Annotated in this window: 10 protein-coding genes and 1 pseudogene; 2 read left to right on the forward strand and 9 right to left on the reverse strand. The window is 58.6% G+C overall.

Going from position 1 to position 13,624, the window contains the following annotated elements:
- Positions 1 to 394 precede the first annotated feature (394 nt).
- The 7 genes and pseudogenes from G6027_RS19300 to G6027_RS03930 form a co-directional block, all read right to left on the reverse strand.
- The gene (locus tag G6027_RS19300; protein WP_277612295.1) at positions 395 to 850 is read right to left on the reverse strand and encodes a helix-turn-helix domain-containing protein; all 456 of its coding nucleotides are present in this window, start codon (positions 848 to 850) and stop codon (positions 395 to 397) included.
- 17 nt (positions 851 to 867) lie between these two features.
- Positions 868 to 1,899, reverse strand: a complete 1,032-nt coding sequence (locus G6027_RS03905; protein ID WP_182635568.1) for a hypothetical protein — start codon at positions 1,897 to 1,899, stop codon at positions 868 to 870.
- 243 nt (positions 1,900 to 2,142) lie between these two features.
- On the reverse strand, positions 2,143 to 2,961 hold the full coding sequence (locus G6027_RS18600; RefSeq protein WP_277612296.1) for an O-antigen ligase family protein: 819 nt from the start codon (positions 2,959 to 2,961) through the stop codon (positions 2,143 to 2,145).
- A 1,525-nt stretch (positions 2,962 to 4,486) separates the two neighbouring features.
- Complete coding sequence (locus G6027_RS03915; protein WP_182635579.1) at positions 4,487 to 5,743, reverse strand: nucleotide sugar dehydrogenase; 1,257 nt, start codon at positions 5,741 to 5,743, stop codon at positions 4,487 to 4,489.
- Positions 5,743 to 6,654: pseudogene (locus G6027_RS03920) on the reverse strand (NAD-dependent epimerase/dehydratase family protein); the annotation flags it as partial. The pseudogene G6027_RS03920 and the gene G6027_RS03915, both read right to left, overlap by 1 nt.
- A gap of 11 nt (positions 6,655 to 6,665) precedes the next feature.
- Entirely contained in the window at positions 6,666 to 8,522 is a 1,857-nt protein-coding gene (locus G6027_RS03925) for a nucleoside-diphosphate sugar epimerase/dehydratase (RefSeq protein WP_182635584.1), read from the reverse strand.
- 45 nt (positions 8,523 to 8,567) lie between these two features.
- The gene (locus G6027_RS03930; protein WP_241726796.1) at positions 8,568 to 9,956 is read right to left on the reverse strand and encodes a polysaccharide biosynthesis tyrosine autokinase; all 1,389 of its coding nucleotides are present in this window, start codon (positions 9,954 to 9,956) and stop codon (positions 8,568 to 8,570) included.
- A gap of 276 nt (positions 9,957 to 10,232) precedes the next feature.
- On the opposite strand from G6027_RS03930, the gene G6027_RS03935 reads away from it, so the two are divergent.
- Entirely contained in the window at positions 10,233 to 10,748 is a 516-nt protein-coding gene (locus G6027_RS03935) for an ElyC/SanA/YdcF family protein (RefSeq protein WP_182635592.1), read from the forward strand.
- 253 nt (positions 10,749 to 11,001) lie between these two features.
- On the opposite strand, the gene G6027_RS03940 is transcribed toward G6027_RS03935, so the two are convergent.
- Positions 11,002 to 11,985, reverse strand: coding sequence for a Ku protein (locus tag G6027_RS03940; RefSeq protein WP_182635588.1), 984 nt, complete (start codon positions 11,983 to 11,985; stop codon positions 11,002 to 11,004).
- A 72-nt stretch (positions 11,986 to 12,057) separates the two neighbouring features.
- On the opposite strand from G6027_RS03940, the gene G6027_RS03945 reads away from it, so the two are divergent.
- On the forward strand, positions 12,058 to 12,825 hold the full coding sequence (locus G6027_RS03945; RefSeq protein WP_241726790.1) for a sulfite exporter TauE/SafE family protein: 768 nt from the start codon (positions 12,058 to 12,060) through the stop codon (positions 12,823 to 12,825).
- A 74-nt stretch (positions 12,826 to 12,899) separates the two neighbouring features.
- On the opposite strand, the gene G6027_RS03950 is transcribed toward G6027_RS03945, so the two are convergent.
- A partial coding sequence (locus G6027_RS03950) for an amidase family protein (RefSeq protein WP_241726791.1) occupies positions 12,900 to 13,624 on the reverse strand: 725 nt, incomplete at its 5' end.

A 13,624-nucleotide genomic window follows, 5' to 3' on the forward strand; every position in this document is an offset into this window, starting at 1 on the left:
AAAATGTCAGGCATACACCTGTTCATGAGTGAGCTCGGCAACGTCGTCCCAGCTCGTCTCGGTCGCGTCGGCGGCTTCCAGCACCGCGGCGACACTCTTGCGGGACATGCCCTGTGAGGCGGCGATCGCTCCCCCGACAGGCCTTCGGCGCGAAGCTGCAATACGAGCTTCGACCTAATCCTCTGTACAATCATGGATTCCGCCTTCCGCCCCGCGCCCAATACACACGGTGGGAGGAGCCTAGGGAGCGGTGGCCCCCACGGACGCTAGTGCTGGCCCCCAAGCGCAATATTCGCGATCCCGGCCACTGGCCCCCGATGGCAAAAGCGATGGCCCCCAGCGAGACGAATACTCACCCGGCAGGCGACCTGTACGGGACGCCCTTCAGAGGCGATCACTTCGACCGCCGCGTACCGACTTCTGGGGCGGTCTCCTCCTTCACTAACTCGACGGCGCGTTGGGCGACGACTAGCTCAGTCTCAAACTCGCGGATCCGCTTGTTCGCCTTGGCGAGTTCACCTTTCTCAGCCCTACTCAGTCCAGGTGCCTCGCCGCGGTTGATCCAGACCGGCCGGAGCCAGTTGTAGATCGTCTGGTCACTGAGATCAAGGTCGTGCGCGACAGCAGCTTCACTGCGCCTTGCCGCCAGCAACTCGAGGACCTTGCGCCTGAACTCGGCCGAGTAGCCTTGTCGTCCCACCTTTTCCTCACAGTGTTCGCCACCAGAATCCACAAATTCCGACTCTGTAGAACCCGGGACACACCAGAAACTTTTTCCAACCCAGTGCGATTCAAGCCGACCGTAGCCAGCGAAGGTTAAGCGCAGGTCAGGAAGAAGACTGATAAGCAAGAACAAGCATCGCAAGCCTACTGAGCTCTACGAACGGAAATGATCGCTACGACGAACAACACCCCTACACCAGCCCACTCACTAAGTGCGAACGACAAAGCCAGACTCGCAGGGCTGTTACCGAGACCAAGAACAACAACCAGAGCGAATAATGTAACGAGGCTAATTGCCGTACCGGCCAAGACCTCATTGTAGCGACCAGAAGGAACAAGATAGTATCGGATCGCGGAGTAGCGAAGACTCACTCCGAAAATATACAATCCCACACCGAATGCGGTGGTGCCGTCGATGGCATATAGTGCGCCGAAAAGCACACCAGTAATCAATCCGCCGAAACACGTGATCAAAAAAAAGCCGACTAGGCCCAGGGCTGCAGTGATAAGAGTAGAGACGTGGGCTCTCCGATAGCCACCTGCCTCCGACCTCCAAGCTTGAAACACTTTTCCTACAGTGGTAATCCCCGTAGTGGAAATAGAATTGATACGATCTGCAGAAGCGAACTTCGAAGCGTCGCCTGGATTCATTGTGCCACTAGCAAGAGCCATCGGGGCAGCCGTATACACAGCAGTAACAGACTGCGAAACGAATATAGCGAATTCCGTACGGTAGTACCCCACAATTCTAGCCACGCGAAAAGCGGTGTTCCAATTCGACTTAGAGGGTCGCACCTCCGCCACTAACGCGGCAGCAACCGATGCTGAGCCTAGGATCACCAGAGCTGGGCCGTACCAAAATGAAGACCAACCGAACAGCATCAAGACTACGGCTATAAGCCCAGCAGAAAGCAACGGCAACGTACCATAAATTAGGTTCTTCCACGGTTGGCCGGTCCCCACGAAGTACCAATTCAACGCCAGACCAGTATTAACAATAAATCCGATACAAACCGAAACGGCAATCGCCGGTTCATCAGGCCCTACGACAAACCAAAGCAGTAGGACCCCGGCGGCAGCAACTACGAAGCAGCCAATAATACGAGTAGCGATACTATCTACAAAGATTAGCGGTCGCTCGCTGGGGGCCGCCTGAGCCACTCTGGTGATTCCCACGATAGACCAACCGTAGGATGCAACGGCAGCCAACATGAGCCCGAATGACTGTCCGAGAACGAAAGAAGACCACTCACCCGGAGAACTGTTCCTCGCAACGATAGGCAGAACTACAAATGGACCTAGCGCAGCGGCGGCTTGAACCCCAACCATTTGGGCCATCCGCGCAACTGGAAGCGCCATTCAAACACGTCCTAAACTAGATGGCTTTGGGGCAGAACTATCCAGGCGGATCGTCACGTTCTATGAGGCTGATCTACTGCTGATCTGCGGATCCGGTTCAGTTCCTTGCGCTACGGCATAGTACGCCGCAAAACTGACCGCCAAGTATACCCACACAAATCGAGCATTCTCAGCATTCAGCGTTCCAAGGTTGACGAGCAGTGGCAACCACATCAAAGCCGCCACGCTAAGGTGAGCTTCTCGACGAGGATTACGAGCTAGTTTCACAATAATAAAAACGAAAGGAGCAAAGAATATGACAGCGCCCACGGTTCCAGTCTCGGCAAGCAGACTCAGATACGTACTGTGCGCGACGTACCCAATGTGCGAGACAGTGTAAGTAGGGGAAACGAAGCTAAACTGGCCAAGGCCGATGCCTGAAACTGGACTCTGGGCCCACAACTCGAGGGCTGCAATCCACAATGTCTCCCTCACACCTGCGTCGACAGTTCCCGAATCCGAGAAAAGCCGCTCCACGGCGGGTATTCGGTCCCCAAGCACAAATAGGGCCAGCACAGCACCAACACCAACTAACGTTAGCGAGAACTGGTAAAGGACACCAATTGATCGACCCACCCACGGTGCAATGAGGACAAAGATAGCTGTCGCAAGCATTGGGCCGCGCGAACCGGTTGAGACCACACCCAAAACTATAATTGCTGAGATGAAGCCGATTGGAGCTCTACCAATCAGTAAGGCGCGAACCGCGACGATCGCCAACGAGGTCACAAAGTAGAGACCAAGCAAATTTGGATTCTCAAACGCTCCCGTAAACCTCGACGTCCAAGCGCCTGCACGGACTAGCTCAACTATGCTAACCAACGCAGTCGACAGGGCCATCGCAGACCAGGAGTCGAGAAGACCGATCTTGCCAATCTTGAAGTCGCGATAGGCGAGTACGGCTACCGAACCGAACAGCGCGATACACACTGCGATTTTAAGAAACTCCGTGGCGAACCGTACTGGATCCGGCGTCATACTTGTAAGGACCGGCACCATGAGAAACGAGAATGAAGCCCAAGCCAGAAACGCTACGCCGTAAAGAGCGGGGCCGATAAACAACCGTGCCGACATCGAGTCGTACCAAGAGCTTCGAACCGCACCAAGGAGCAATACAGGTAACAAGAAGTCGACAAGTCCGACGTTCAGGTTAAAACCGAGTGACACAACGAACATAAAGGGCAACGCCAAACCAACCGCTTGCACTAGCGACAGCCGTCTCATAACAAGACCGAAAACAATACCGGCAACGAGAAGGACGCGGCCAGCCAGACCATCAACATAGATCGACACTGTTAGTGCCGCGACAGAGAATAGCACTAGCCATGTTAGAGAAGCCGCCTCTTGGCGAGGGCCATCACCAAATACTTCAGAAACTCGGTTTGCTTCGAGCGGACTACCTACGCCGTTGGACTGGTTCGATCTGGAGCTAGACAACGGAGGTCCTAGCCGAAAGCCGAAGCAACAAACGAATGAAGAGGCCAGGAATATAGCAAAGGAGCCGAATACGAACGGGCGGCCTTGATTCACGTCGCGTCTTCACAGATGTGAATCCAACGGCGGAGCGTCGCAAAGCCCTATTTCCCGCCACCGAGTGTTCAGTTACGGGCTCGCCATACCCAACTCCCCAAGGAGCAGAAAGATCTGACGCGACATGAGAGATGTTCGAGTCTTCTAAGTCGCTGTAATAAACGATTCGGTATGAATTCGAGGCAGGCCCACTCAACCTCGAGTAGAGATTTGCTACTAGCCACGAAGCTATTGTTCGAGAAATCGGGAATCGATCGGGGATATCTACCCCCAACTCCAAGTTCTGATTGCGTCCGCTCTTAGCGCTAAGCACGACTGCAGAAAGCTCTCGGTATAGATGAATATACTCCACGGAGCCGACTGCTGGTAGATCAATAAGCAACTCGTGACGGCGGCGTAGACGAGCATTCTTGCTGGAATCCACGATAGCTTGAATTCCAGCCTGCGACAGGTTCTCGATCACAATCGACCAGACTTGTTGCCAGTCACCTACATAGTTGCTGTTTCGATTGAACTCTGCGTCTGCGACTCGCCGAGCAACTTCCCCTACATCTAAACCGGTGCGCGAAGTCACCGATTCTATGATTGGTCCCCACACGTCGCATCGGTGAAATCCCTCGCCGCAAGTACACCGGCGGTCGCTTGCAGACCACTCGAAAAGGTTGCATAGCTCGCCGCCTGATAGAGCGCCCAAGCTCGAAGAAAGCTCACGGTCTAGAATGCTGGACCCGCTGCGGCCATAGCCCCCGATGTACACGATATGCATTTCAGCTCCTTTGAGGAGAGCCCTCGTTAACGAGGCCCACTGGTTTTTGGCGGCAGAGTGGGAAGAGACCTAGAGCCGATGTACTCCCTCAACAACCGGAACAACAGCTCGCGTATCGAGTAGCGGACACCTCATATCTGAGATAGACGCAAGATCAACCGCCTTATGATTCTGGAGCAGGATGATCAGGTCCGGTGACCCGTTCAGCTCGACGGACCTCAACGGGGCCTCTCCGGACCCGTAAGGACTCCACTCTGGCACGTGCGGATCGTGATAGCTAACCTCTGCACCCCATGCTCGGAGACGACTTGCCAGAGGGACTGCTGGACTTTCTCGCTGATCGGATATGTCCGGCTTGTAGGAGACGCCGATTAAGAGGACCGACGCTCTACGAACCGGCTTGCCGCAATCATTGAGAAGTGAACGAGCGCGCTCCGCAACATATATTGGCGCAGCATGGTTGATTTCTTCCGCGAGCTCCACCATTCTGAATGCGTATCCTAGTTTTGCTTTAACCCTGTGCGAAAGGTAGGAAGGATCTACAGGTATGCAATGACCGCCGACACCGGGACCAGGGCGGAAGGGCATGAAACCGAACGGCTTCGTTGCGGCTGCGTCAATCGCATCCCAGAGATCGATGTCGAGTTCATTCGAAAAACGAACCATCTCGTTTACCAGAGCAATGTTCACGTGCCGAAACGTATTCTCTAAGAGTTTAGCCATCTCGGCCTCTTTGGCGCCTTTTGCGGCTACCACTGTATCTACAAACGACCCGTAGAACTCAATCGCTCGCTGCGTGCATTCCTGAGTTAGACCGCCTACTACTTTTGGCGTGTTATGGATGCCGTAGGTCTCGTTTCCGGGATCTATTCGTTCAGGCGAGAAAGCTACGAAGATGTCCTTCCCCAGTACCAATTCTCCTCGTGATACCAGCGGCAGAAAAATCTCTTCAGTAGTGCCTGGATATGTCGTTGATTCAAGTATGCAGAGAGTGTTCGAACTTACATGCATCCCAATAGTCTTACCCACGGTCTCTACGGCACTTAGGTCTGGCCCGCCTGAATCGGCCAACGGAGTTGGAACACAAACCACCACAACATCGGCAGCGGCGACACTCGCCGGATCCGTCGTTGCCGAGTAACCGTTAGTGATGCCACGGCTGAGATCGATATCGGAGACGTCATCGATGTGTGACTTGCCGTTGTTGAGGTCGTTTACAACGTCTTGATTGGTATCTAGACCAATAACTTCGTGACCCATCGCCGAAGCTCGCAAGGCCATCGGCAAACCCACATAGCCCTGGCCAAATACGACAACTTTGCTCATTATGGATTCTCCTGGAACCACTTGTAGGTGTCAGATAGGCCGTCCTTTAGCGGGACCGGCAAAATCTCGGGGAATAGAGAGACGAGCGTGTCGTTCTTCGCCTGGGAGTGTTTTACGTCTCCTGGACGCGGCTCTAAGTGACGTATTTTTGGTTCAAGACCAGTTACATCGCCAATCTGCCGCACCAAGTCGAGTAACGAAGTATTGGTGCCATACGCGAGATTCACCGGTTCAGCGTGGTTCACTTGTCTTTCCGCCGCCGCCAATAAGACTGCACAGACTGTTGTTACGTACGTGAAATCCCGTGAATTACTTCCGTCACCGTTAATTGGCAGCGGTAGCCCGTTTTTCAATGCTTCGAGGAAAACGGGAATGACTGCAGCGTAGACATGACCCGCTCGCTGTTGCGGACCGAACACATTGAAGAACCGGAATGCCAGCGTTGACATACCGAATGACTGCTGCGCAGCCAACGCGTACTGTTCAGTTGCCAGTTTGCTTACTGCGTAAGGGCTCATCGCTCGAACCCATTCACGTTCGCCCTTCGGCAGCGCCGGATTCAAGCCGTAAACTGAGGATGACGAGGCGACAGATAGATGACCGACACCATTGTCTCGAGCTGCAATGATAACGTTCAGAGTCCCTCGTGCGTTTACCTCGTGGGTGCTAATCGGGTCTTTCACGCTCCGAGGGACACTCCCGAGGGCTGCCAAGTGCACTACTGAGTCAATTCCAACCATTGCGGAATTCAGACGGCCTTCGTCCAGAATCGATGCATGTTGAAAGTCGACGTCGAGCCCTTCGATATTCTGAGCATATCCCGTGCTGAGATCATCGATGATGCGTACCGAATGACCAGCCGCAAGTGCCGTTCTCGCCATATTGGACCCGATGAAGCCGCACCCTCCGGTTATTAGGATTCTCACTTGGTGTCGCTCCTGTGCGCGTAAATATTCCTATCCATCCATGTCCTGGCGGCTTGGTGGCTATCGATTTCAGCCAGCTTTCCGAGGTCCAGTTCGAGGGGGTCAACTCGAACTTCCGATAGCGCCTCATGCTTTCGCCCGAGAACAGGTTTCTCCGCGTTGTCAAACAGTTCTTCTGACAGCTTCTCGTTCTCGCGAAGGCCGGTATATACGATCTCCAGTTTCCTGCCCGACTGTTCGATAAGGGTCTTAGCAACGTCCGCAATTTTTACGGGTTCCCCCATGTCCAGGACTAGGGTATCGCCGCTAGACCCAACTGCTGCCGCCTGAAGCACCAGCTGGCAAGCCTCGGGGATTGTCATAAAGAAGCGATCGACCTCAGGATCGGTAACAGTAAGGGGGCCGCCGTCTTTGATCTGCTTCTCAAAGACTGTCAGTACCGAACCGCGGGAGCCCAGGACGTTGCCGAATCGTACTGATACGTACTTGCTTTCCGGGTCGCTGGTGGCGCGTGAAGCAGTGAGCCGCTCGGCAATCCGTTTACTTGTTCCCAGCGCCGAGCTCGGATTGGCGGCCTTATCTGTGGAGATATTGACGAAGGTCTCAACGCCAATGATCTCTGCGGCATCCAACAAGTTGTTCGTCCCAAGAACGTTGGTTTTGAGAGCCTCCATGGGGTAGTGCTCAAGGAGAGGCATGTGTTTAAGTGCCGCCGCGTGGAAGACAATCTGCGGCTTTCGCTTGGTGAAGATATCGACAATGGAATCGCGGTCCCGTATCGACGCGAGGATTGTGTCGTCACCGTCGAGCATCGCCTGGTCCTGAATTGAAAGCTGGACTGAGTGCAACCCAGATTCGTCACGATCCAGCATCATGAGCTCGGCGGGTCGGAACCTGACGATCTGCCGGCACAACTCGGACCCGATAGAACCTCCGGCCCCCGTCACTAGGATACGTTTGCCCCGCAAATACTCGGCAATCTGCGTCTGATTGAGATGCGCAGGCTTACGACCCAAGAGATCATTAACGTTGATCTCACGAAGTTCATTTGCCGCGACCCTACCCCGCATCATGGAATCGAGCGGAGGCAACACCAAGACTCGCAGTCCCGCAGCCTCGGCACGGTCACGAATGTCGACAAGATCGTCACTGGGCAAACTCGGTATCGCAATAAGGAGGGTAGAGGCCCGCGTGCGCATGACAAGTTCTTCGAGTTTATCGCGTCCACCGTGGACACGTACCCCCTCGATCACCATGTGACGCTTCTTCTCGTCGTCATCGAGGATTCCCACTGGCTTAAACTGGGAACCTTCAGATCGACGAAGCTGCCGTACGAGTTGCAGGCCCCCATCCCCAGCCCCAAAAACGAGTGCACGCTCAGCATCCTTTGCGATACCCGCCCCGAACAGCCTCTTTCGCCGAACGAGCGATCTTAGGACGAGCGCCGTTAGCGTCGTGAACGCCCCCGTGACGATTGCAGTAGAACGCGGGACTCCATCGTATTGACCACCAAGCATGTGCCCGAGGAAGACAATAGTGCTCACGATGGCAAAGACAAACGTCAAGACACTTGACTCTAGGACACTTCCGGGGACAAATCTTCCACGGTACAGTCCAGTAAACCAGCCGATAATCCATGTGAACGCAATCAGCGCGCCGAGGACCAAGTAAGACCGAGCCATCCCTAGAGACCACGCAAGCTGCTCAATCGAGAAGTCATACCGCATCCAGAGTGCCACGATGAACATCACCGTCCACAACAGCGCGTCGACGACGATCCACTGCGAAGTTCCGGGTCGAATGGACGAACGCGCTAACACACCACGGTGCGCGACTTGGTTGCTAGCGGTCATTTCGTAGTCTCCATCGAGCGACGAGAGTCTTCTGCGAATGGCACATCAGGCCTGTTCGCTCATTGAGGACGTCTTAGACGAGTAGTAGTACGAGTCGTAGTAGCCCGTCAGACCCTTCTTGGCGGGCTTGTTGGCCACCGTCACCAGTCCCAGCAGTTTCGCATCTGCCTTCTCAAGTATGTCCACAGCTTGAGCAACTTGGTCGCTGGTTGTGCGGTTCGATCGCACTACCAACAACGCTCCGTCAGTTATCCGGGCGAGCACGGCACCATCCGTCACAGGGAGTAGCGGTGGCGAGTCGATGATCACGTAGTCGTAGGTCCGGCGCAGATCATCGAGGAGTTCCCGAGCGACATCAGAAGCCAGGAGTTCGGAGGGGTTTGGCGGCAGTGGACCGCACGCCAGCAAGTCCACTCCCTCGTGCCGCGTCTCCTGCACCACGTCGGCAAATTCAGCTTGCCCGGAGAGAATGTTAGTCAACCCCACGTTGTCCGGCATCGACATGTAGTTGACCACCAGCGGGCGACGAAGGTCTGCCTCGATCAGGAGGACTCGGTTTCCAGCTTCTGCAATGGCCAACGAAAGGTTGATTGACGTTTCAGACTTTCCTTCCATCGCCACCGATGACGTCAGTAGGAAGACTCGCGGAGGGTTGTCCACGTTGAGAAATTGCAGATTGGTCCGCAAACGGCGGAAGGATTCCGCTGCCGGAGAGTGCCCTTCTCGGAAGGGCACGATGTGCTCGGCACCCTCTGCCTTGTCCTCGTTCTTGCGGAAGGGAATGGAGCCCACTACGGGCTTGCCTGTGATTGTTTCTAGTTGTTCCTTGGACTTGACCCGTCGATCAAGTGCAGCAATGAGTACCGCGATCCCTATGCCAGAGAGAACACCCAGCACTATACCGATCGCAACGTTCTGTTCAGTCTTTGGTGCCACCGGGTCGGTCGGCAGGGCAGGGGGATTAACTACGGTGAGCTTGGCCAGCGCGGGGCCGCCGCCGTCCGGGGTCTCGATACGGTTAATGGCCTGTGGCAGGACTTCGCCGAAACCGCTTGCCAGCTCAAGTGCGCGCTGTGGGTCAGAATCGGTCACTGCGACGTCAAGAAGAACTGTATCGGCGTCCGCTGTGGCTGCAGTCTTGCTGGCCACCTGTCCCGCGGTGAGATTTGCGCCTGCGGCGTTTACCACCTGTTGCGTGATGTCCGTGCTCTTCACGAGTACCGCGTAAGACTGCACCCGCTGCTGAGCTCCCAGCGAACCCTGGTACGCCGCCGCGGCGCTGTCGCCCGCCGCGACCGTCACGTAGAACTGAACCCGCGATTGGTAAATAGGGGTGGTGAGCAAGCTCAGCCCCAGAGCCAGTAGCCCCCCGAGGAGCGTCGCAGCCACGATGACGATCCAGCGGGCACGGAGTACAGATAGCAGGTCCCGCAGGTCCACTCCAGGGTCCTTTCCTCGAAGCAGTAACAGAAGTGACCCGGTTCACCTGACGCGACGCGGGCCAACCGCTGACACTACTTTGCTGAGGCGCGCCTCAACACTCGTCGTTCACATGATAAACATGGATTCACTTAAGGTTTGTTGCACAACACCGTCCCCGGCGCGTTAGGGCTCTCGGGCCGGCTCCGTAGTCTGGTTTCCGTGAGACGCCGATCCCGCCGCCGCCGGGCGACACTTGTTGCTGTGACACTCTTTGTGCTGGTAGCGGCGATGGCTGGCTTGTCCGCTGGCAGTGCGGTACTCCATCCGCGAGTCGACTCACCCGACCGCGTAGACGCAATCGTGGTGGTAGCGGGGGCTAACGACGACAGGTACGTGTACGCCCGCCACCTCGCCGAGAAGGGCGTGGCGGACCGCATACTGGTCTCGCGACCACCCGGCGCAGACGGTTCTTTCGCCACCGCTCTCGACTCGTACTGCGCTTCTAACCCCTTCGTCGCCCGAGACGGCCGTAGCGTCGAAATCGAGTGCTTCGCGCCCGACATCGGCACAACCGAGGGCGAGACAACCGCGGCCACCCGCATTGCCCGCGAACGGGGGTGGGACTCGCTTCTGGTGGTGACCTACTGGGGCCACGTCTCGCGAGTCCGGATCTACTTTGATCAGTGCTTTGAAGGCGCACTGTTCGTGACCGACACTGCGAACCCTCCCTCTAGGTCCCGCAAGTACGCCCTGCTGCACGAGACCGGGGGGTATGTGAAGGCGCTCATTAAACCAGCCTGCTGACCCTGACAGGGACGTAGAAGTTTCCTGATAGAAAGCGAATCGCCAGCGGCCGCGGAGGGGGGTCCGACGGCCGCCGGCGACTCTGTCGCACGATGCACGTCCGCGACCGGGGGATGGTCAGCGTAATCCGCGCATCGAGGCGGAGTCGGCGACAACTTGAGGGGGTGTCAGTTTCGCCACCGACTGAGCACCACTATAGGAACCCCCCGCCGACTTCACAACCGTCAGCTTCTCAGCGGGGCCCCCGGGGGCGTCAAGCAGATTTCTTGGCAGGCGGCTTCTTCGCCGCCGACTTCTTCGCAGGCGCCTTCTTGGCCGCGCTCTTCTTGGCCGCCGCCTTCTTCGCGGGCGCCTTCTTGGCCGTGCTCTTCTTCGCCGAACTCGAGCTGCTCTTCTTCGCGGGCTTCTTCTTTGAGCTGGAGTCCTCGTCGTCGTCGTCGGACTCGGCGTCTCCCCCGCGGTCCTTCACACTCGCACGTAGGGCGGCCAACAGGTCGGCCACCTCGTCGTCACCGTCGTCGTCGCTGGCCTCCTCGCGCTCGGCGACCGTGAACGCCTCTCCGCCGGCGGCCTTGGCCTCGATGAGCTCCTTGAGCTGCAGCTGATAGTCGTCCTCGTACTTCTCGGGCTCGAAGTCAGCGGCCATTGTCTCGATCAGCGAGGCCGCCATCTTGACCTCCTGCGGCCGGACCTTGGCCTCCTTGTCCAACCCCTCCAGGATCGCCGGGCGGATCTCATCCGGCCACAGCAACGTCTGCAGCATCAGAATGTCCTTGTACACCCGCAGCGCACACAACCGAGTGCGGTTACGCAGCGTGAACGTACAGATCGCCAGCCGGTCGGTCGACTCGAGCGCCTCCCGCATCAGCACGTACGCCCGGTTCGAGCGCGACGCCGGCTCCAGGAAGTAGGCGTTGTCAAAGGCCACCGGATCCACCTGGTCGGCCGGGACGAACTCCGTCACCTCGATCTCGTGGGACTGCTCCACCGGCAGGCTCGCCAGGTCCTCCTTGGTGAGGATGACCATCTCGCCGTCCTCGGACTCGTACGCCTTGGCGATGTCGGAGAACTCGACCTCCTCGCCGTTGTCGTCCCGCACCTTCTTGTAGCGGATGCGCACGCCATCCTTTTTGTCGACCTGCCGCGCGTGCAGGTCGTGGTCCTCCGTCGCCGAATACACCTTGACCGGCACGTTCACCAGACCAAAGGAGACCTCGCCCTTCCAGATGGATCGCATGGGAAAAGTATGCGACAGAAGGGAGCCAGGCGCCCCCGGTCGCCGGCACACGCACCTGGAATGCTGTGGACCATGCCCGTCGACGTAGGCCCCCTCCTCCTGGTTGTCGCCGCGGCGTCCGTCATCCTGGGGACCGTCCTGCAGCGGGTCAGCGGGATGGGGGTCGGGCTCGTGGTGGCGCCGACGCTCGCGCTGCTGCTCGGCCCCGTGGCCGGAGTGCTGCTGACCAACCTCACGACCACCGTCTCGGCCATCCTGATCGGGATCACGCTCCGGCGCGACATCGACTGGCACCGGTACGTCCGCCTCGCGCCCCTGATCGTGGTGGGGTCCGTGCCCGGCGCGCTCCTGGTGGGCGCCGCCGACCGCAGCTGGCTCGAGGTGATCATCGGGACGGTCCTGATAGGCACGCTGCTCATGACGGCCCTCATGCGCATCCCGCCGGTCAGCGGTGCCGTGCCGGCCGCAGTGGCCGGTACGGCCGGAGGGTTCCTCAACACCGCCGTGGGAGTGGCCGCGCCCGCGATGCTGGTCTACGCGCAGGCGACCAATTGGCAACAGCGGTCCTTTGCCGCGACCCTGCAGCCCATCTTCTTCACGATGGGTTTGACCTCCGTCATCACCAAGGTCGGCCTGGGGGCCGCCCCGATCTCCGGGCTGCCGCCGCTGAGCGTGATCGGGCTGGTCGTGGCGATGGTTCCGGTCGGCCTCCTGCTCGGCGGACTCGTGGCCCGGCGGGTCCCCGCGGAGGCGGGTCGGAAGGTTGCCGTGGTGGTGGTGACCGCCGGCGCTCTGCTGCTCCTGGGGCGCGGGGTCGGGAGCGTGACGGGGGTGTTCTAGATTTTCGCTGCGGTCTCGCCTCACCCCGTGGTGCTCTAGCAGCGCCGGACGAGCACCACGGGGCGAGGTGAGGGTCAGACCGTGGTGACGTGGACCCCGGGGCGGCGGGCTGACCAGGGCATCGCGGCCTCGAGCTGCGCTGCCACCCGGATCAGCATCGACTCCGAGCACATCGGCCCCGCCACCTGCACCCCGATCGGCAGGCCGTCCCGGGACTCACCCAGCGGCAGGCTGATCGACGGCGTCCCGGTGGTGTTGAACAGCGGGGTGAAGGAGAACGCGTCGAAGATCCTGCGCGTCCACCCCAGTGCGTCCAGGTCGGCGTTCGCATCCAGGTAGCCCAGCGGCATCGCGGGGTGGTTGGTGGTGGGAGTGAGCAGGATGTCGTAGTCACCGAAGAACCGGCCCACCTCCCGGGAGACCGAGTTGAACGTCGCGCCTGCCGCCGCCATATCCAGGACGGACAGGCCCCGGCCGAACTGCACGCACGCCCACGTGGTGGCCTCCAGGTTGTCCGGGCCCGCGGCTTTGCCGCTCATGGCCTCCACCCCCATGACCGACTCCGCCAGGAAGGCCGCCCACGCCTTGGCCGTCGCCTGCAGGAACTCCTCCCACTCGAAGGTGGGCGTCGCCCGCTCCACGTGATGGCCGGCCTCCTCGAGCGTCCGCGCGACCTGCTCGACCGCGGCCACCACCTCGGGGTCGACGGCCGTTCCCGCCCACGAGTCGGTGTGCAGCGCGATACGCAGCCGACCCGGATCGGCGCCGACCTCCCGGGCCCACGGCCGCTCCGGCGGGG

The sequence above is a fragment of the Dietzia sp. SLG310A2-38A2 genome, assembly GCF_014145095.1.
GTDB lineage: Bacteria > Actinomycetota > Actinomycetes > Mycobacteriales > Mycobacteriaceae > Dietzia.